The organism is Pseudomonas sp. LBUM1664, assembly GCF_059695895.1.
Window position 1 is genome coordinate 436063 of record NZ_CP166791.1, and the last position, 18820, is coordinate 454882.

20 protein-coding genes and 1 pseudogene are annotated in these 18820 nt (G+C 58.0%); 14 read left to right on the forward strand and 7 right to left on the reverse strand.

The features are described 5' to 3' along the window. Nucleotides 1–34: 34 nt before the first annotated feature. A complete protein-coding gene (locus ACA047_RS02085) occupies nucleotides 35–655 on the forward strand; it encodes a LysE family translocator (RefSeq protein WP_497360202.1) in 621 nt (206 codons plus the stop codon). Nucleotides 656–813: 158 nt separating this feature from the next. Here ACA047_RS02085 and metK read toward each other — a convergent pair whose 3' ends face one another. The 3 genes from metK to ACA047_RS02100 are packed head-to-tail and all read right to left on the reverse strand — an operon-like array spanning nucleotide 814 to nucleotide 3261. Then, entirely contained in the window at nucleotides 814–2004 is a 1191-nt protein-coding gene (gene metK / locus ACA047_RS02090) for a methionine adenosyltransferase (protein WP_497356270.1), read from the reverse strand. A 19-nt stretch (nucleotides 2005–2023) separates the two neighbouring features. Further along, nucleotides 2024–3019, reverse strand: a complete 996-nt coding sequence (locus ACA047_RS02095; RefSeq protein ID WP_497356272.1) for an ArsR/SmtB family transcription factor — start codon at nucleotides 3017–3019, stop codon at nucleotides 2024–2026. An 11-nt stretch (nucleotides 3020–3030) separates the two neighbouring features. Further along, nucleotides 3031–3261: a hypothetical protein gene (locus tag ACA047_RS02100; protein WP_497356274.1), complete on the reverse strand. Its 231-nt coding sequence runs from the start codon at nucleotides 3259–3261 to the stop codon at nucleotides 3031–3033. A 30-nt stretch (nucleotides 3262–3291) separates the two neighbouring features. On the opposite strand from ACA047_RS02100, the gene tkt reads away from it, so the two are divergent. The 9 genes and pseudogenes from tkt to ACA047_RS02145 all read left to right on the forward strand — a co-directional run bounded on the left by tkt (nucleotide 3292) and on the right by ACA047_RS02145 (nucleotide 11385). After that, on the forward strand, nucleotides 3292–5289 hold the full coding sequence (tkt, locus tag ACA047_RS02105) for a transketolase (protein ID WP_497356276.1): 1998 nt from the start codon (nucleotides 3292–3294) through the stop codon (nucleotides 5287–5289). Nucleotides 5290–5438: 149 nt separating this feature from the next. Beyond that, the gene (epd, locus tag ACA047_RS02110; protein WP_497356278.1) at nucleotides 5439–6509 is read left to right on the forward strand and encodes an erythrose-4-phosphate dehydrogenase; all 1071 of its coding nucleotides are present in this window, start codon (nucleotides 5439–5441) and stop codon (nucleotides 6507–6509) included. A 24-nt stretch (nucleotides 6510–6533) separates the two neighbouring features. Continuing rightward, nucleotides 6534–7697: a phosphoglycerate kinase gene (locus ACA047_RS02115; protein WP_497356280.1), complete on the forward strand. Its 1164-nt coding sequence runs from the start codon at nucleotides 6534–6536 to the stop codon at nucleotides 7695–7697. 30 nt (nucleotides 7698–7727) lie between these two features. Then, nucleotides 7728–7952, forward strand: a complete 225-nt coding sequence (locus tag ACA047_RS02120) for a hypothetical protein (protein WP_497356282.1) — start codon at nucleotides 7728–7730, stop codon at nucleotides 7950–7952. A gap of 57 nt (nucleotides 7953–8009) precedes the next feature. Next, nucleotides 8010–8342 (forward strand): MliC family protein, encoded by a 333-nt coding sequence (locus ACA047_RS02125; protein WP_497356284.1) that lies wholly within the window; start codon nucleotides 8010–8012, stop codon nucleotides 8340–8342. Nucleotides 8343–8514: 172 nt separating this feature from the next. Beyond that, nucleotides 8515–9579 (forward strand): class II fructose-bisphosphate aldolase, encoded by a 1065-nt coding sequence (fba, locus tag ACA047_RS02130; protein WP_003177554.1) that lies wholly within the window; start codon nucleotides 8515–8517, stop codon nucleotides 9577–9579. A 135-nt stretch (nucleotides 9580–9714) separates the two neighbouring features. Next, the gene (locus ACA047_RS02135) at nucleotides 9715–9969 is read left to right on the forward strand and encodes a helix-turn-helix transcriptional regulator (protein WP_497356287.1); all 255 of its coding nucleotides are present in this window, start codon (nucleotides 9715–9717) and stop codon (nucleotides 9967–9969) included. A gap of 179 nt (nucleotides 9970–10148) precedes the next feature. Continuing rightward, nucleotides 10149–10253, forward strand: a pseudogene (locus ACA047_RS02140) (class II fructose-bisphosphate aldolase); the annotation flags it as partial. A gap of 808 nt (nucleotides 10254–11061) precedes the next feature. Further along, the gene (locus tag ACA047_RS02145; RefSeq protein ID WP_497360204.1) at nucleotides 11062–11385 is read left to right on the forward strand and encodes a thioredoxin family protein; all 324 of its coding nucleotides are present in this window, start codon (nucleotides 11062–11064) and stop codon (nucleotides 11383–11385) included. A gap of 199 nt (nucleotides 11386–11584) precedes the next feature. Here the strand turns inward: ACA047_RS02145 and ACA047_RS02150 are convergent, their stop codons facing one another. The 3 genes from ACA047_RS02150 to ACA047_RS02160 all read right to left on the reverse strand — a co-directional run bounded on the left by ACA047_RS02150 (nucleotide 11585) and on the right by ACA047_RS02160 (nucleotide 13988). Next, nucleotides 11585–11863: a fructose-bisphosphate aldolase gene (locus ACA047_RS02150; RefSeq protein WP_497356289.1), complete on the reverse strand. Its 279-nt coding sequence runs from the start codon at nucleotides 11861–11863 to the stop codon at nucleotides 11585–11587. Between the two features lie 458 nt (nucleotides 11864–12321). Then, on the reverse strand, nucleotides 12322–12990 hold the full coding sequence (locus ACA047_RS02155; RefSeq protein ID WP_497356291.1) for a polysaccharide lyase family 7 protein: 669 nt from the start codon (nucleotides 12988–12990) through the stop codon (nucleotides 12322–12324). Between the two features lie 329 nt (nucleotides 12991–13319). Then, nucleotides 13320–13988 carry a polysaccharide lyase family 7 protein gene (locus ACA047_RS02160; RefSeq protein WP_497356293.1) on the reverse strand — a complete coding sequence of 223 codons (669 nt, stop codon included), beginning with the start codon at nucleotides 13986–13988 and terminating at the stop codon, nucleotides 13320–13322. A gap of 320 nt (nucleotides 13989–14308) precedes the next feature. Between ACA047_RS02160 and ACA047_RS02165 the strand changes: the two genes are divergently transcribed. The 3 genes from ACA047_RS02165 to ACA047_RS02175 are packed head-to-tail and all read left to right on the forward strand — an operon-like array spanning nucleotide 14309 to nucleotide 17279. Continuing rightward, nucleotides 14309–16432, forward strand: coding sequence for a putative bifunctional diguanylate cyclase/phosphodiesterase (locus ACA047_RS02165; protein ID WP_497356295.1), 2124 nt, complete (start codon nucleotides 14309–14311; stop codon nucleotides 16430–16432). A 42-nt stretch (nucleotides 16433–16474) separates the two neighbouring features. Next, nucleotides 16475–16978 carry a YgjP-like metallopeptidase domain-containing protein gene (locus ACA047_RS02170; protein ID WP_497356297.1) on the forward strand — a complete coding sequence of 168 codons (504 nt, stop codon included), beginning with the start codon at nucleotides 16475–16477 and terminating at the stop codon, nucleotides 16976–16978. Between the two features lie 4 nt (nucleotides 16979–16982). Further along, nucleotides 16983–17279 carry a winged helix-turn-helix domain-containing protein gene (locus tag ACA047_RS02175; protein ID WP_497356299.1) on the forward strand — a complete coding sequence of 99 codons (297 nt, stop codon included), beginning with the start codon at nucleotides 16983–16985 and terminating at the stop codon, nucleotides 17277–17279. An 88-nt stretch (nucleotides 17280–17367) separates the two neighbouring features. On the opposite strand, the gene ACA047_RS02180 is transcribed toward ACA047_RS02175, so the two are convergent. Further along, nucleotides 17368–17820: a GNAT family N-acetyltransferase gene (locus ACA047_RS02180; protein WP_497356301.1), complete on the reverse strand. Its 453-nt coding sequence runs from the start codon at nucleotides 17818–17820 to the stop codon at nucleotides 17368–17370. Nucleotides 17821–18079: 259 nt separating this feature from the next. Here ACA047_RS02180 and ACA047_RS02185 point away from each other — a divergent pair, with 259 nt between their 5' ends. Continuing rightward, nucleotides 18080–18817, forward strand: a complete 738-nt coding sequence (locus tag ACA047_RS02185; protein ID WP_497356303.1) for a substrate-binding periplasmic protein — start codon at nucleotides 18080–18082, stop codon at nucleotides 18815–18817. Nucleotides 18818–18820: the final 3 nt, after the last annotated feature.

Below are 18820 nucleotides of genomic sequence, written 5' to 3' on the forward strand. Positions count from 1 at the left end.
GGATCTTCAATCCACTCTGCCAGGCGTGCACGCGATGGACCTGACGACACTCGCTGTTTTCATTCCGGCCTGTTTTGCGCTGAACATGGCACCGGGGCCCAATAACCTGCTGTCCATCAGCAACGCTTCACGTTATGGCTTCGTCCGGGCGTGCAGCGGCGGTATCGGGCGGCTGCTGGCATTTGCGATCATGATTGCCCTGGCGGCGGTGGGGCTGACGGCTGTGCTGCACACCTCGGAGCTTTTGTTCCTGGGGATCAAGCTGGTCGGTGCCGGTTATCTGTTCTACCTCGCCGTGCAGTTGTGGCGGGCGCAACCAGAGGGCGCAAGCGAAGTGGCGGTCACTTCGATGAGCATGACCAGCCTGGCGCGCCAGGAGTTTCTGGTGGCAATCGGCAATCCGAAGGCGATCCTGTTGTTTACCGCGTTTCTGCCTCAGTTCGTCGACCGCACCGGCATCATCACCCAGCAGTTCGCTGTACTGGGCGGCCTGTTCCTGGCGCTGGAGTGCATTGCCATCGGGTTGTATTGCTACATGGGTGTTTATGCACGGCGGCTGTTTGCCCGGCCCAGTGGCAAGCGTTTGTTCAATCGGATGTGTGCGGGGCTGTTGGCCAGTGCGGCTTCGTTTTTGTTGGTGGGGCGACGGACTTGAATTCGATGGATGTCCCTGTATCGCGGGCAAGCCTTGCTCCCACAGATAAATTCCAAGCCCAAGAGCCTTGGATGGCTTCAGTTACCTGAATGGGAACACCAGGTACAAAAAAGCCCCTGACGACCCAGTCGCCAGGGGCTTTTTCATGACGGCGGGTATTACAGGCCGGCAGCGGCGCGCAGGGCGTCGGCGCGGTCGGTTTTTTCCCAGGTGAAGGTGGTGAAGGTATCGCCACCGACAGTCTTGGTCTCTGGCGTACGACCGAAGTGGCCGTAGGCTGCAGTTTCCTGGTACATCGGGTGCAGCAGGTCGAGCATGGTGGTGATGGCGTACGGACGCAGGTCGAACACATCACGGACCAGCTTGATGATCTTGTCATCGCTGATCTTGCCGGTGCCGAAGGTGTTCAGCGAAATCGATGTAGGCTGGGCGACGCCGATGGCGTAGGAAACCTGGATCTCGCAACGCTCGGCCAGGCCGGCGGCCACGATGTTCTTGGCGACATAACGACCGGCATAGGCCGCCGAACGGTCAACCTTGGATGGGTCCTTGCCGGAGAACGCGCCGCCGCCGTGACGGGCCATGCCGCCGTAGCTGTCGACGATGATCTTGCGACCGGTCAGGCCGCAGTCGCCCACCGGGCCACCGATGATGAACTGGCCGGTCGGGTTGATGTGGAACTGGGTGTCCTTGGACAGCAACTCGGCAGGCAGTACGTGCTTGACGATCAGCTCCATCACGCCTTCGCGCAGGTCTTTGTAGGACACATCCGGGTTATGTTGGGTCGACAGCACAACGGCGTCGATACCGACAACCTTGCCGCCTTCGTAACGGCAAGTCACTTGCGACTTGGCGTCCGGGCGCAGCCAAGGCAGCAGACCGGATTTACGGGCTTCAGCCTGACGCTGAACCAGTTGGTGCGAGAAGGTGATCGGTGCTGGCATCAGCACGTCGGTTTCGTTGCTGGCGTAGCCGAACATAAGGCCCTGGTCGCCGGCGCCCTGGTCTTCAGGCTTGGCACGGTCAACGCCTTGGTTGATGTCGGGAGATTGCTTGCCGATGATGTTCATCACGCCGCAGGTCGCGCCGTCGAAGCCGACGTCGGAGCTGTTGTAGCCGATGCCCAGGATGACGTCGCGAACGATCTGTTCCAGATCGACCCAGGCCGAAGTGGTGACTTCGCCGGCGATGATCGCCACGCCCGTTTTCACCAGAGTCTCGCACGCCACACGGGCGAACTTGTCTTCAGCAATGATGGCGTCCAGCACCGCATCAGAAATCTGGTCGGCGATTTTGTCCGGATGCCCTTCAGACACGGACTCGGAGGTGAAAAGGGAGTATTCGCTCATCTCGATGTTTTCCTACAAGTTACCGATGGTGAGTGTCGCCAGCCGGTCGCTGAAAATGGCGGACCTGAATCTGGAAACCATTACGTAAGCCTACATAGAGGCTTTCCCCGGGCACGAGGCCCGCAGCGATGGCCCAACGGGCCAGATCGTCCTGTTCAAACCCCAACCAGAGATCACCGCAGGCCTCCTTGGCCCAACTCTGGTTGTGGCTGCATAACTCTGTCACCAATAGGCTACCGCCTGGTTGCAGCAGGCCGGCCATGTGCCTGAGCGCATCGGCCGGTGCAGCAAAATGGTGAAGCACCATGTTCAATACAACACAATCGGCCTGCAGATGCAGGCCATCCAAGGCATCGGCCAGCTGCAGGCTGACATTAGCCAGCGCTTCACGTTCGCACAGCTGACGTGCCAGTTCGAGCATGGCCGGGCTGTTGTCCAGCGCCGTCACCTGGCTGAAGCGTCGCGCCAGTTCCGGCAGAAAAGCGCCGTCGCCGGGACCGACTTCGATGGCCGTGGCGGTGTGCTCGAAGCTCAATTTATCGAGCAGCGCCACGACGCTTTCACGGTATTGCGGCAATCCGGCGATCAGGTCTTGCTGGGCGCGAAATTTCTCGGCCACCCGTGCGAAAAAGTCCTGGCTGGCGGCGGCTCGCTGCCCGTGTACCTGGGCGATGCGAGCCTGCACGTCGGTCGGCAGGTTCAGCTCGTCCACTTCTTCCAACAGCGCGGCGTGCAGCTTGCCGCCCAACAGGTCGGTGTGGGGCAGGGCGCGGCGATAGAAAATCGCGTTGCCTTCACGGCGCGTTGCCACCAGGTCGGCCTGGGCCAGGACCTTGAGGTGGTGGCTCATGCCAGACTGGCCGATGCCGAAGATCTGCGCCAGTTCCAGCACGCCGAACGAATCGTTGGCCAGGGCGCGCAATACATTGAGCCGCAACGGATCGCCGCCGGCCTTGCAAAGGGCCGCCAGCTCATCGCAATCGTCATGGCGAATGGAAGGCACGCGTAAGTTCATAGGGCCGCAGTCTAGTGAGGGGTCTGGATCATCGCAAGGTCAATATCAAAAAGTTTTGATATTGCTCGATAAATGGCACTTCCCGGGACGTGCTTAACTCTACAATCCATCAGCGGAAAGGTTTCACCTGGCGAATGCGACTTTATCCACCGGAAAAACGCCTCTGGATGACTATCTTTCATTGCCCCGAGGCGGGTGGGTGAGGGAAAATGCTCGCCTTTTTTCAGTTTCGTTTTATTCATTCTCGTTTCAATACCCGCAGGAGATCAGCGATGCCCAGCCGTCGTGAGCGTGCCAATGCCATTCGTGCCCTCAGCATGGATGCCGTGCAGAAAGCCAACAGCGGCCATCCCGGTGCCCCCATGGGTATGGCGGATATCGCCGAGGTGCTTTGGCGCGACTACCTCAAGCACAGCCCGAGCAACCCGTCGTTCGCCGACCGTGACCGCTTCGTGCTGTCCAACGGCCATGGCTCGATGTTGATCTACTCGCTGCTGCACCTGACCGGTTACGACCTGTCGATCGATGACCTGAAAAACTTCCGCCAACTGCACAGCCGCACCCCGGGCCACCCGGAATACGGCTACACCCCAGGCGTGGAAACCACTACCGGCCCGCTGGGCCAAGGCCTGGCCAACGCCGTGGGCTTTGCCCTGGCGGAAAAAGTCCTGGCCGCGCAGTTCAACCGCCCAGGCCATAACGTCGTCGATCACCACACCTACGTGTTCCTCGGTGATGGCTGCATGATGGAAGGCATTTCCCATGAAGTCGCTTCCCTGGCCGGCACCTTGGGCCTGGACAAGCTGATCGCTTTCTACGACGACAACGGCATCTCCATCGATGGCGAAGTCGAAGGCTGGTTCACCGACGACACCCCCAAGCGCTTCGAAGCCTACAACTGGCTGGTGATTCGCAACGTTGACGGCCACGACCCGGAAGAAATCAAGACCGCCATCGAGACCGCCCGCAAGAGCGCGCAGCCGACCCTGATCTGCTGCAAGACCACCATCGGTTTCGGTTCGCCCAACAAGCAAGGCAAGGAAGACTGCCACGGCGCGCCACTGGGTGCCGAGGAAATCGCCCTGACCCGTGCTGCGCTGAAGTGGAACCACGGTCCGTTCGAAATCCCGGCCGACATCTATGCCGAGTGGGATGCCAAGGAAAAAGGCCGTGCGGTCGAAGCCGAGTGGGACCAGCGTTTCGCGGCCTACTCCGCCGAGTTCCCGGCGCTGGCCAATGAACTGGTCCGTCGCCTCAGCGGTGAGCTGCCAGCCGATTTCGCCGAAAAAGCCTCGGCTTACATCGCTGAAGTCGCGGCCAAAGGCGAAACCATCGCCAGCCGCAAGGCCAGCCAGAACACCCTGAACGCCTTCGGCCCGCTGCTGCCGGAACTGCTGGGCGGTTCGGCCGACCTGGCCGGTTCCAACCTGACCCTGTGGAAAGGCTGCAAAGGCGTCAGCGCTGAAGACGCCAGCGGCAACTACATGTACTACGGCGTTCGCGAGTTCGGCATGAGCGCGATCATGAACGGCGTGGCTTTGCACGGTGGCCTGGTGCCTTACGGCGCCACTTTCCTGATGTTCATGGAATACGCCCGCAACGCAGTACGCATGTCGGCCCTGATGAAAAAACGCGTGCTCTTCGTGTTTACCCACGACTCCATCGGCCTGGGCGAAGACGGCCCGACTCACCAGCCGATCGAGCAACTGGCGAGCCTGCGCTGCACGCCGAACCTGGACACCTGGCGCCCATGCGACGCCGTGGAATCGGCGGTGGCCTGGAAATACGCCATCGAGCGCAACGACGGCCCATCGGCGCTGATCTTTTCCCGCCAGAATCTGCAGCACCAAAACCGCGACGCCGACCAGATCGACGACATCACCCGTGGCGGCTACGTGCTCAAGGACTGCATCGGCGAGCCCGAACTGATCCTGATCGCCACCGGTTCCGAAGTGGGCCTGGCCGTCCAGGCTTACGACAAACTGACCGAGCAGGGCCGCAACGTGCGCGTTGTGTCCATGCCTTGCACCAGCGTGTTCGACGCCCAGGACGCCGGCTACAAGCAGGCGGTATTGCCGCTGCAGGTCAGCGCCCGGATCGCCATCGAGGCCGCTCACGCCGATTACTGGTACAAGTACGTGGGTCTGGAAGGCCGCGTGATCGGCATGACCACCTACGGCGAATCGGCGCCTGCGCCGGCGCTGTTCGAGGAGTTTGGCTTTACCCTGGAAAACATTCTGGGTCAGGCTGAAGAGCTGCTGGAAGACTGATCCAACGTTGCGTTATTTGAGCTGTCGCCTTCGCGAGCAAGCCCGCTCCCACATTGGAACGCAATCCTATGTGGGAGCGGGCTTGCTCGCGAAGGCGATGGTTCAGGCAATACTGGACTGAAGGATTGACCACGGTAATCGAGAACCCCATGCCCCAACCGCGTCCCTACAAAGTTGCACTCAACGGCTACGGCCGGATTGGTCGTTGCGTCTTGCGTGCGCTGTTTGAACGAGGGGCCAGGGCCGGGTTCGAGATTGTGGCCATCAACGACTTGGCCGACATGGCCAGCATCGAATACCTGACACGCTTTGACTCCACCCACGGCCGGTTTCCCGGTGAAGTGCGGGTCGAGGGCGATTGTCTGCACATTAATGGTGATTGCGTGAAAGTCCTGCGCAGTGCCACCCCCGAAGGCATTGATTGGGCGTCCCTGGACGTCGATCTGGTGCTCGAATGCTCCGGCGCCTACCACACCCGCGAAGACGGCCAGCGTTTTATCGCGGCCGGTGCGCCACGGGTGCTGTTCTCCCAGCCGATGGCCAGCGAAGCGGATGTGGACGCCACCATCGTCTACGGCGTGAACCAGGATTGCCTGACCGGCGACGAACTGCTGGTGTCCAATGCGTCCTGCACCACCAACTGCGGCGTGCCGCTGTTGCGCCTGCTCGACCAGGCCATTGGCCTGGAATACGTGTCGATCACCACCATCCACTCGGCGATGAACGATCAGCCGGTGATCGACGCCTATCACCACGAAGATTTGCGCCGCACCCGTTCGGCGTTCCAGTCGGTGATCCCGGTGTCCACTGGTCTGGCACGCGGCATTGAGCGGCTGCTGCCGGAACTTGCGGGGCGAATTCAGGCCAAAGCCGTGCGGGTGCCGACGGTCAACGTGTCTTGCCTCGATATTACGATGCAGACCGTGAGCGATACCGACGCCACCGAGGTCAACCGGATCCTGCGCGAAGCCGCTACCAGTGGCCCGCTCAAAGGCCTTCTGGCTTACACCGAGTTGCCTCATGCCAGTTGTGATTTTAACCATGACCCGCATTCGGCCATTGTCGATGCCAGCCAGACCCGTGTGTCCGGCCCGCGCCTTGTGAACATCCTGGCCTGGTTCGACAATGAATGGGGTTTTGCCAACCGAATGCTGGACGTTGCTGAACATTATCTGCAAACAGCGACTTTGCTTTCTGCTTCTAACAAACCTGCTCTCTAAACAGTTACCCAGGAATTGCGACCCATGACCGTGTTGAAGATGTCCGACCTCGATCTGCAAGGTAAGCGCGTACTGATCCGCGAAGACCTCAACGTTCCCGTCAAGGACGGCGTTGTCACCAGCGACGCGCGCATCCTGGCTTCGCTGCCGACCATCAAGCTGGCCCTGGAAAAAGGCGCGGCCGTGATGGTCTGCTCCCACTTGGGCCGTCCGACCGAAGGCGAGTTCTCGGCGGAGAACAGCCTCAAGCCCGTGGCCGATTACTTGAGCCGCGCCCTGGGCCGTGACGTGCCGCTGGTGGCTGACTACCTGGGTGGCGTAGACGTGAAGGCCGGCGATGTTGTGCTGTTCGAAAACGTGCGCTTCAATAAGGGCGAGAAAAAGAACGCCGACGAACTGGCCCAGCAATACGCAGCCCTGTGCGACGTGTTCGTGATGGACGCTTTCGGCACCGCCCACCGTGCCGAGGGTTCGACTCACGGCGTGGCGAAGTTCGCCAAAGTTGCCGCCGCCGGCCCGCTGCTGGCCGCCGAGCTGGATGCGCTGGGCAAGGCCCTGGGCGCCCCGGCCCAGCCGATGGCGGCCATTGTTGCCGGCTCCAAGGTGTCCACCAAGCTCGACGTGCTCAACAGCCTGAGCCAGGTCTGCAACCAGTTGATCGTCGGTGGCGGCATCGCCAACACCTTCCTCGCCGCTGCCGGTTACCCGGTCGGTAAATCCCTGTATGAGCCAGACTTGCTGGACACTGCCCGGGAAATCGCCGCCAAGGTCAGCGTACCGTTGCCGGTGGACGTCGTCGTTGCCAAGGAATTCGCTGAAAGCGCTGTCGCTACCGTCAAGCTGATCGCCGACGTGGCTGAGGACGACATGATCCTCGACATTGGCCCGCAAACTGCAGCCAACTTTGCCCAATTGTTGAAATCTTCCCAGACTATCCTGTGGAACGGTCCGGTCGGTGTGTTCGAGTTCGACCAGTTCGGCAACGGCACCAAGGTATTGGCCCAGGCCATCGCCGAGAGCAGTGCATTCTCTATCGCTGGCGGCGGAGACACCCTGGCGGCCATCGACAAATATGGCGTGGCCGACCAGATCTCCTACATTTCTACCGGTGGTGGCGCGTTCCTCGAATTCGTCGAAGGCAAAGTGCTGCCAGCCGTGGAAGTGCTGGAAAGCCGGGCCAAGGCGTAAGGCTAGTTGATCAGGCAAAGGAGTGTGCTGATGGTCAAGACGTTCACGTTGCTAATGGCCACTACGATGCTGGCGGCCTGCTCTGGCAGCCCGAAGGCCACGGCACCGGAGCCCTCGACACCGACGCCGGAAGACGGCTGCTACCAGGCCCAATGGCAGGCCGAGACCAACCCGGTGCTGAACAAGCGCTTGGGGCCGGACGGCCAGGACAAATACGAGACGCAAACCCCGGCCAAGGAACATGGTTGTCCTTGACGGGTCTGACTCTTTAACTCATGGCTGGCGGCGTGCGCCGTCGGTCGAGGAATACGGATGAAAGGCTTGATCGCCGTTGTGGCGTTGGCATTGCTGGCCGGTTGTGCGCAGTTGAATATGTTGCACTCGTCCGAGCCGGTGAGCGGTTGGACGACCTGGACCTGCGACAGCGAGGCCAAAGTGCTCTGGCGCTACACCGATGCCTCGCGCAAGGAAGTCGATGTGCGCCTCGGCGGTGCCGATCAGGTTTATCGTCTGAAGCAAGAGCTGGGCGCATCGGGCTCGCTGTACAGCAATGACATGCTGGCGTTTCACGTCCAGGGCGAGGAAGGCCTGGTGTACTGGGTCGCCACCAATGACTTGATTGGCCGCGGCTGTAAGGCGCAGTAACAGGATTGATTTGATTCACAGAGATCCAATGTGGATTTGTGCAAGACATAAGATTTTTGCAACACCGAACAAGCAGACCGGGGCCTCCCCCGATCCGCAATGACTTGAATAGCCGCCGCCGCTCCGGCAGGCTGGCACGATTAACGACCCTCGACCGGGAGAGACACACACAATGGCACTTATCAGCATGCGTCAGATGCTGGACCACGCAGCCGAGTTCGGCTACGGCGTCCCAGCCTTTAACGTCAACAACCTTGAGCAGATGCGCGCCATCATGGAAGCCGCTGACAAGACTGACTCCCCGGTGATCGTCCAGGCTTCGGCCGGCGCCCGCAAATACGCTGGTGCGCCGTTCCTGCGTCACCTGATTCTGGCGGCGATCGAAGAATTCCCGCATATCCCGGTGTGCATGCACCAGGACCACGGCACCAGCCCTGACGTCTGCCAGCGTTCCATCCAACTGGGCTTCAGCTCGGTCATGATGGACGGCTCCCTGGGCGAAGACGGCAAGACCCCGACCGACTACGAATACAACGTGCGCGTCACCCAACAGACCGTCGCCATGGCCCACGCCTGCGGCGTTTCGGTAGAAGGCGAACTGGGTTGCCTGGGCTCGCTGGAAACCGGCATGGCCGGTGAAGAAGACGGTATCGGCGCCGAAGGCGTGCTGGACCACAGCCAGATGCTGACCGACCCGGAAGAAGCCGCCGACTTCGTCAAGAAAACCCAGGTCGACGCCTTGGCCATCGCCATCGGCACCAGCCACGGCGCCTACAAGTTCACTAAGCCGCCCACCGGCGACGTGCTGGCCATCGACCGCATCAAGGAAATCCACAAGCGCATCCCCAACACCCACCTGGTGATGCACGGCTCGTCCTCGGTTCCGCAAGAGTGGCTGGCGATCATCAACCAGTACGGCGGCGACATCAAAGAAACCTACGGCGTGCCGGTTGAAGAAATCGTCGAAGGCATCAAGTACGGCGTGCGCAAGGTCAACATCGACACCGACCTGCGCCTGGCCTCCACCGGCGCTATGCGCCGCCTGATGGCCACCAACCCGAGCGAATTCGATCCGCGTAAGTTCTTCGGCGCGACCGTGACGGCCATGCGTGATGTGTGTATTGCGCGTTATGAGGCGTTTGGGACGGCTGGTAATGCTTCGAAGATCAAGCCGATCTCGTTGGAAGCGATGTATCAGCGGTATCTGAAAGGTGAGTTGAACGCTAAGGTTAACTAAACTTCAAGTGTCAAAAAAACCCGCAGAGTGGTGCGGGTTTTTTTATGCGCGGGATTTGCCTGGGGGTTGGCAGACGTGCTGTGGAAATGTCCGCTATAAGGGACATAATCAAATTGATCACCTTAAAAGTCCGCTATGGGTAACATTTTGATCATCCTAAACCTTGGCGAGAGAATACGTAGGCTACGTCGTGCGAAGGGCTATAGCCAACAGCGGCTTGCCGACAAAGCGAACTGCAACCGTAAAACGATTATTGGTCTTGAGGCCGGTGAACACATGGCGGTTTACACCCTGTTTCGGGTCGTGTTGATGCTTGGGATGACGTTGGAAATCGTCGACAGGCGGATTGACCTCATGTCTCTCGCGGAGCTGGTGGAGCATGATGAGTAGGACCAAGCTGCTCAAAACTAATAAATTCGTCCCCTTATCCAGTCATCAATGGACATTGTATCGGGGGGGAGCTGTTAAAGGGCATGCAGGTGGAGTGGGATGCTGGACGGCTTGCCGCATTGTATGACTCGGTTGCGCCTCGGTTCAGGCGCAAGCCATTGGTGTGAAGTGTGTATGTTCGTTATGAAGCGTTTGGGACTGCGGGTAATGCTTCGAAGATCAAGCCGATCTTGTTGGAAGCGATGTACCGGCGATATTTGAAAGGTGAGGTGAACGTTAAGTAAATTAAGTATCCCGCGTTGAGAGATATAAAAACCCGCGTGAAGCGGGTTTTTATATGGGGCTGACTAACCATGAGCGCTGGGCTGCTTTTGCCTGTGGCCATAAATTTTGATGAGTTGTTGTTCGATTGAGGTGATTTTTTGTGCGAGTTCATCGTTTTTTTTATGAAAATTATTAACGTGGATTTGGTAGGCGTCCCGCACAGCTTTATAGTCAGATATCAATAATTTTGCTTCATCTTCTTCTGTCGAATTATTATCGAGGTATTTCAAGGTATAAGAGGGTATGAGGTCTGTTAGTCGCCGCTTGCCTTCTACTATTCTTTATTCTTCTTCAAGCGCCGGTTTTTCCGATGCTTCTAAGTCGTTTAGCTGTGCTCGTAACGCGGCAAGTTTTCGCGTCAGTTCTTCGTCGTTCATGAGGTTCTCCATTTCAAAAATAGCCCGTGTATAGCGCCATAGTGCCAGCGGGTCGGGTTACAAATAAAGTGAAAAGCAATGGGGGGTCCCAGTTTCATTATGTTGGTCTAATGAGGGTAGCTACAGGTGCTGGTTTTTTCACCTGTAAAATCCGACAGTTTTTTATGCTTTTTTGTAATTATGGGAGGATAAAAATATACATAGCGAGCTGATGCCGGTGATCATTTTTTCGCTGGAGGCGGGTTTTCTATCGCGAAAATATCTAAAGAACTGTTAGTTCTTACAGGTGTGTTTGAGGTGGGCGCGGTCTAGACTCTGTGAAAAAGAGGGCTGATTTGTATAAATTAAAATCCGTCCTTTTCTATATCCGTTCGATATGATATAGAGGTCTATATGTCGGTATTTTAAATACACTCTTGATGATGATTTCGAAGCTAAAGTGCTTCAGTCCCAACTTCCGGTGTTGGTCTTCTTTACGGCTCCGTGGTGCGGTCCATGCCAACTTATGGATCCTAGTATCTCGAAAATCGCTTCAGAGTATGCTGGAAGACTGGATGTCTACTGGATGAGCATCGACATTAATCAGACCCCGAAATATTATCAGATTGATGCCGTGCCGAATCTGGCAATATTCAAAAACGGCCAACTCTTAGCCTCTATGCTCGGATTCCAAAAAAAGGAGAAGATAGCCGCTTTCATCGACAAAAACATTTAAGCGCCAAATACCATTACCAAAGTTACGCAAATTGCGACGATGCTTTTCATTTAACTTTGAACTGGAAGCTTTTAATTTTTGGCTCATCAATGAAGCTCAAGAGAAACGCCGCTCTTAGCGGCGTTTTCCTTAGATGGGGACTGTCGATGATGCGGGTATCTTAAATGGTCGGGTGCAGCCAGACGATGGGCATCTGATATCAACGGCCCATCTCAAGCCCACGCTGCTCAATCACCCCAAATATATCGGAAATGTCCTGAACCATGATCCGGGCGATGTTGGTGATGGTGTTGACGTCGTTTTCGGCCGAATCGCGCAAAGTGGCACAGGCCATGAGCGTCAGGTAATCGAGGGTGGCATGCAGGCGCTCGCTGGCGCAAGCGTGGAGTTCGGTCAGTGGGGCTGTGCTGTCGATGAACAGGATGGGTTGGGTGGTGGCGATTGGGGTGAAGCGGCTGAGCAATTGTTCGGTTTTCATGACAAATCTCTAACTCAAGAAAAGTATTTGCCACCGTTTGCTGCGAAACAAATTGGGTGGCAGCCGTGTGCGGGTTCGCAGACCGAGGAGTTAGGAACTCGGCAGACCCGAAGGTCTCCCACACACAGCCGCCATAAAAAGCCAAACGTAGGCAAGAATTGCCTATGTCGATTTTTGACGGATATGATTCTAACTCACTAGGGCTGCGAAACCCTGCCGCTGACCAAAGCCAGCAGACGGACCCAACTATAGGAGGGGATTTTGGGGGCAACAACCGACCTGTAGGACGTCCACAACCCCCTGTGGCGAGGGTACTTGCTCCCGCTCGGTGGCGCAGCCGCCGTAAAACCGGGGCATGCGGCAGGTCTAACGAAAAGAGAGGGCTGCTTCGCAGCCCAGCGGGAGCAAGCTCCCTCGCCACGGTGGGTGAATTCCTACGAGATTTTCGGAAGCACTTTTTAAGTGTTGTGATCAATATCCAGCTTGCTGAACGTCACTTTCCCGCCTTCGCTGGAATAGCCGCTGTTGTCTTGCACGTACACCCCAGCCTTGAAGTACAGCGGCTTGACCTTCCATTTGGCGCTGACGGTGGTGTACCAGCTATTACCCGCCGCAGTAATACCCAGGTCGCCGGTACGATCAAGGTGGAGCCGGTAACTGAAGGACTTATCAAGTTTCACGCCGGTGGCGACGGTGATAACCCGACCCTCATCGTCATCGGGGTGCATGCGGACCTTGGCGACGATGTTGCCGGTGTCGCTGGCATCCTTGTACTGGTACTCCAGTTTCACCATGGGTTTGCTGCTGTCCTTGGCATGAATCTGACCGATCACTATCTTGCCGCTGCTGGGTACCTGGTTGACGACCAGGGTTGCACTCAATTGATTGTCGGCATCGGGATACAGCCAGTTGCGCAAGGTGCCGTCTTTGTAGGTCTCTCGCAATTCGCTGCGCGGATAGATCGCGTTTTCAGTCTTGGTGCCGGTGACCGGTGACCAGAAATACACCGTGCTGCCTTCGGAATTGAAATATTTATCCTTGAATCCATCCAGCAGCCGAGGCGTTTCGATGGTTTTCGGCGGACTGCCTTCGGGAATGCTCAGGTTCCAAGTTGCAAGATCGACCATGTTCGGATCCTTTCTGTACAGAAGAAATGATTCACGCCACAGCCGGAGGCTCTAGGACGCGCTTTCGCAGACGCCAAGAGGGGGCGGGATCGAACTTTTTCGCGTTCATCCGGCGGAGGGCTGGCGTCAACAGTCCGTCAGAGTTGTGTTTGCCGCTTTGGTGCCCGAGATGGTCGACCGTTAGTCGGTAAGTGCGATTTTTTTTTGAACGATGGCGATATGACAGCTGTCGCTTTACCGCTTTCGATGGCACATGAGAGGCGCATGCCAAAGACGTTCAGACGCCAGGGCAAGCAGCGTTCCATGCTGCTGAGGCGCCTTGAAGCGGATCAAAGGTTGTGATCGATATCCAGCAGGCTGAACGTCACTTTCCCACCTTCGCTGGTGTAGCCGGTGTTGTCCTGCACGTACACGCCCGCCTTGAAATAGAGCGGCTTGTCGCTCCAGGTGGTGCCGACAGTGGTGGCCCACTCGTAACCGGCCGCGTTAATGGTCAGGGCGCCGGCAGGGCTGAGGTGAATCAGATAAGAGAAGGACTGATCAAGTTTCACCCCCGTGGCGATGGTGATGACCTGGCCCGATTCGTCGTCGGGCTTCATGCGGACCTTGGCGACGATGTTGCCGGTAGAGCTGTAGGTTTTGTACTGGTATTCCAGTTTCACCATGGGGCTTGTGCTGTTTTTGGCGTGGATCTGGCCAATCACGATCTTGCCGGTGCTGGGCACCTGGTTGACGGTCAGGGTCGCGCGCAGTTTGTTGTCCGCCGCTGAGTACAACCAATTGTGCTGGGTGCCGTCGCTGTAGGTTTCCCGCAGTTCGCTGCGCGGATAAATGGCGTTGTCAGTCGTGGCGCCGGTCACGGGTGTCCAGAAGAACAGGGTGCCGGATTCGGAGTTGAAGTATTGGTCCTTGAACCCATTCACCAGTTGAGAGGTTGCGATGGTCGCCGGAGGGCTGCCTTCGGGAATGCTCAAGTTCCAGGTGGCGAGATCGATCATGATCAGCTCCTTATAGAGGGGGTAAAAATAATTAACGTCCAGCAAGAGGCTCTAGCTCGCGCTTTGCGAACGTATTGATAGCGCAAGAGGGAGACATTTTGATGTCCGAACGTCGGATGATTGACGTCAATTGCCCGACGTTGGTGTCGTTGCAGTTTCTGTGCCCGAGGTGGGTGACCGTTAGTCGGCTATTTCGGGCTTTGTCTGATGATGGCGCGATGACACCTACTGCTTTTTGCAATCCCGGTCTAGAGTGAGATCACAGTATTTGTCCGCTTTGCGCCGCAAAACGGACGTGGCGCCCCGATAAGAGAAGCAGCATGGAATGCGCGCAACCAACGCTTGGCGAAGATAGTTCCGTCCTTTTGATTGTTGATGATTACCCTGAAAACCTGCTCAGCATGAGAGCGTTGTTGCAGCGTCAGGATTGGAAAGTCATGACCGCGGCCTCGGGCATCGAGGCCCTTAATCTGCTGCTCGAACACGACATCGATCTGGTTTTGCTGGATGTTCAGATGCCCGACATGGACGGTTTCGAAGTGGCGCGCCTGATGCGCGGCAGCCAGCGCACGCGGCTTACGCCGATCATTTTCCTGACCGCCAATGAGCAATCCCAGGATGCGGTGATCAAGGGCTACGCCAGTGGCGCCGTGGATTACCTGTTCAAACCCTTCGATCCGCAGATCCTCAAGCCCAAGGTCCATGCGTTGCTGGAGCATCAGCGCAATCGCCGGGCCTTGCAGCGTCTGAGCCAGGACCTGGAAGCCGCCAGGGCCTTCAACGCCTCGGTGCTGGACAACGCCGCTGAAGGGATCCTCGTGGTGGATGAGAACGGTTGTATCCGCTTCGCGAACCCTTCTACCTGCCGTCTGCTCAATGCCACCGCTGAGCAGTTGCAGGGAAGGCCGTTCCTGGATTTCCTGCAGAAACCGCACATCCCCGAGTGGGCCAATTCTGCTATCCATACCGCTTATTGCCGTGGCGAAACCTGGCGTTTGCACGATGCTGTGCTGCGCACCGCGCCGGGCCAGCAGGTGTCGGTGGCGTTGTCCTGTGCGCCGCTGCCCTCGGAGCAGAAGGCCATGGTGGTGACACTTCAGGACATGTCGGTGGTTCGCCACCTGCACCAGCAACTCGAATACCAGGCCGTCACTGACCCGCTGACCGGTTTGCTCAACCGCAGGGGGTTTTATCAGACCGCAGAAAACCTGCTGATGCGCAGCGAACGGCTGGAAAGCAACTGGGTGCTGCTGTACCTGGACCTCGACGGCTTCAAGCGGGTCAATGACTCGCTGGGCCATGACGCCGGAGACCGGGTATTGCGCTGGGTGTCGGAACAGCTGAAGGCGTGCCTGCGCCCGTTCGACATCCTGGCGCGGCTCGGCGGTGACGAGTTCACGGCCCTGCTGGACCTGGAACTCCCGGAGCAAGCGGCCAAGATTGCCGAGAAACTCATCGAGCGGGTTTCGCTCTGCCAGCAGATCGAAGGCATGGACGTGGCGCTGGGGGCCAGTATCGGCATTGCGACGTATCCGGACTGCGGTGCCAATCTTGATGGTTTGCTGCGGGCGTCCGACATTGCGATGTACGAAGCCAAGCGGGCCGGCCGTCAGCAGTACCGTTTTTATGATCACGAAATGAACGGTCGAGCCCGTTCACGGCTGATGCTTGAAGAAAGCGTGCGCTCGGCCATCGAGAACCGTGACTTCAATATGGTCTATCAACCCCAGGTGAGCATCAGCGATGGGCGAATCCGTGGGTTCGAGGCGCTGTTGCGCTGGCAGCACCCGAGTGTCGGCGATGTGCCACCGGGGCTGTTCCTGCCGTTGCTGGAGGAGGCACGGTTAATCAGCCGGTTGGGCAGCTGGATTTATCATCGCAGCGCGGCCCAGCGCAAAGTCTGGGAACGGATATTTGCTGATGATCTGGTGCTGGGGGTGAGCCTGAGCAGCACCCAGTTCGGCATGCCTAACCTGGTGACCGAATTGCGCCAGGTCTTGGAGCGCCATGCCTTGAAGCCCCGGCAACTGGAGGTCGAGGTGACCGAGGATGCGTTAATGCGCAACCCCGACGAAACCCATAAGCAACTGCGGCTGCTGCGTCACCTCGGGGTACGGGTGGCGCTGGATGATTTCGGTTCCGGGCCGTGCTCACTGGCGCATCTGCGCGACCTTGAACTCGATACCCTCAAACTCGACCGACATTTGATCGCCCGCCTGCCAGATTCGCACCGGGATGCAGCGCTGGCCGCCTCGGTGATCGATTTGTGCACACAGTTGGGCTTGCGAGTGATCGCCGAAGGGGTCGAGACACCGGAGCAATATCAGTGGCTCAAGGCCCATGGCTGTGAGTATGTGCAGGGGTTCCTCGTAGCGCGACCCTTGGTGGCCGAAGACACCAATGCCTTCGCCAAGCCTTTCGACTGGAGCGCGGTGCAGGCCTGAATTCGCTACACTGGCTGTCTTTTGTGACTGTGTTACCGAACGATGACCGCGCTCAAATACCTCCAGGCCTATCCCGCCGCCCTGCAAGCACAAGTGCAGCAATTGATTGCCCAGGATCGGTTGGGCGATTACCTGCACCAGCGCTATCCCGGCCGGCATCCGGTCCAGAGCGACAAAGCCCTGTACGGCTATGCACTGGAGCTCAAGCAACAGTACCTGCGTAACGCACCGGCCATCGACAAGGTGCTGTTCGACAACCGCCTGGACCTGACCCACCGTGCCCTCGGCCTGCACACGGCGGTTTCACGGGTGCAGGGCGGTAAGCTCAAGGCCAAGAAAGAAATCCGCATCGCTTCGCTGTTCAAGGACGCGGCGCCTGAGTTTCTGAAAATGATCGTGGTGCACGAACTGGCCCACTTCAAGGAATCAGACCACAACAAGGCGTTCTACCAACTCTGCGAGCACATGCTGACGGGCTATCACCAGTTGGAATTCGACCTGCGGGTGTACCTGACCTGGCGGGATCTGCAACAATACAAGGAATGACTGAATGGATGTCAGCAAGACCAAAAGCAGCTTCTATCGTCGTTTATATGTGGCTTACCTGATCGACAGCGGCGTGGCCAGCAACGTCCCGGCGCTCACCGAGGCTACCGGCATGCCGCGGCGCACCGCCCAGGACACCGTTGCAGCATTGGCGGACCTGGATATCGTGTGTGAGTTCGAGCAGCAAGAGGGCGCTCGCAACCATGCCGGGGGTTATCGGATTCGCGATTGGGGGGCGATTGATCGGGGGTGGATCGAGGCGAACTTGCAGCGGATCAAAGCGGTGTTGGAATATCCGTAGGAGCTGCCGAGTGCAACGAGGCTGCGATCTTTTCCGGGACAGTTGAGTCCCAAGCGAAAGATCAAAAGATCGCAGCCTTCGGAAGCTCCTACGGGCGATGCATGCCAATGTGTGGAATCCCATCCTCCATATATTCCACACCCACCGCCTCAAACCCGTACCGCCCGTAATACCCCCGCAGATGCGCTTGCGCCGACAATGAGATCGACGTACCGGGCCAGTGCTTCTCGGCCTGCTTGAGGCCCTGTTCCATCAGCGTGTGACCCAACCCTTTGCCCCGTGCTTGCGGCGCGATGACCACGCGACCGATCACCACGTCACTGTTATGCGAGTGCGGGTCGAGCAAACGAAGGTAGGCCACCAAGTGATTGTCTTGCCAGGCCATCAAATGGCAGGTGTCGCCCTCCAGATCCAGGCCGTCGACGTCCGGGTAGGCGCAGTTCTGCTCGACGACGAACACTTCGGCGCGCAACTTGAGAATGGCATACAGCTGTTCCTTGCTCAGGTCACTGTGGTGTTTGCAGACCCAATCGATATCCATTTTTGAATTTCCTGAAGAACCTGATGCCGATATTAAGCGGGCTGTCTGCGGAAGTCTCTTTCTCCGTCGACCGAAAAATCTGTGACAAAGGCCAAAATGCCATCATTCCTTTGTCGCGGCGTTGTCTTCTTTGTGTAATCTTCGATCCAGTGCTGTGCAGCGGTTTCCATGAGCTAATGTTAGGACCGGATGTCTGGGGATATCCCTTGAGTGCCGGCAAAAAACACACCGGGCTTTGCACCCTTTAAGGATGTTTAGCATGCCGCGATTGCATCGAGCTCTTGCTTTGATCGGGTTGCTGTTGCTGAGCCACAACGCCTGCGCGCAGAAACTGCGCCTGGTTGCCGATGGCTGGCCGCCTTTTACCGACTCGACGCTGGTCAATGGTGGCTTGGCGACCGATATTGTCAGCACCGCCCTGGCGCGGGCCGGTTATGCCAGTGACTTCGAGCAAGTGCCCTGGGCCCGGGCGATGCTGGGCATCAGCGAGGGCCGTTATGACGTACTGGTCAACGCCTGGTACAGCGAGGAGCGCACCCATGTGGGCCAGTTCTCGGCGGAGTACCTGCTCAACCGCGTGCGCTTCATCAAGCGCAAGGACGCACCGATCCAGTTCGACGACCTGCATCAGTTGTATGCCTATCCCATTGCCGTGGTTCGCGGTTACGCCTACTCCAAGGCGTTTGATGAAGACGGGCAAATGCAGAAAGTCCCTGTGCATAACTTCGCGATGGCCGTACGCATGCTCGCCGCCAACCGCGTGAAATTAACCCTGGAAGATGAATACGTCGCCCGCTATTACCTGGCTCGGGAATCGCCCAAGGTGCGCAACGCCGTAGAGTTCCTGCCCAAGCCATTGAGCGAAAACAGCCTGCACATTCTGGTCAGCCTGAAGAATCCGGAGCATGAGCAGATCGTGGCGGGGTTCGATCGGGAGATTGCGGCGATGAAGGCGGATGGGAGTTATGCGCGGTTGCTGAAGGCGCATGGGATGTAGGGC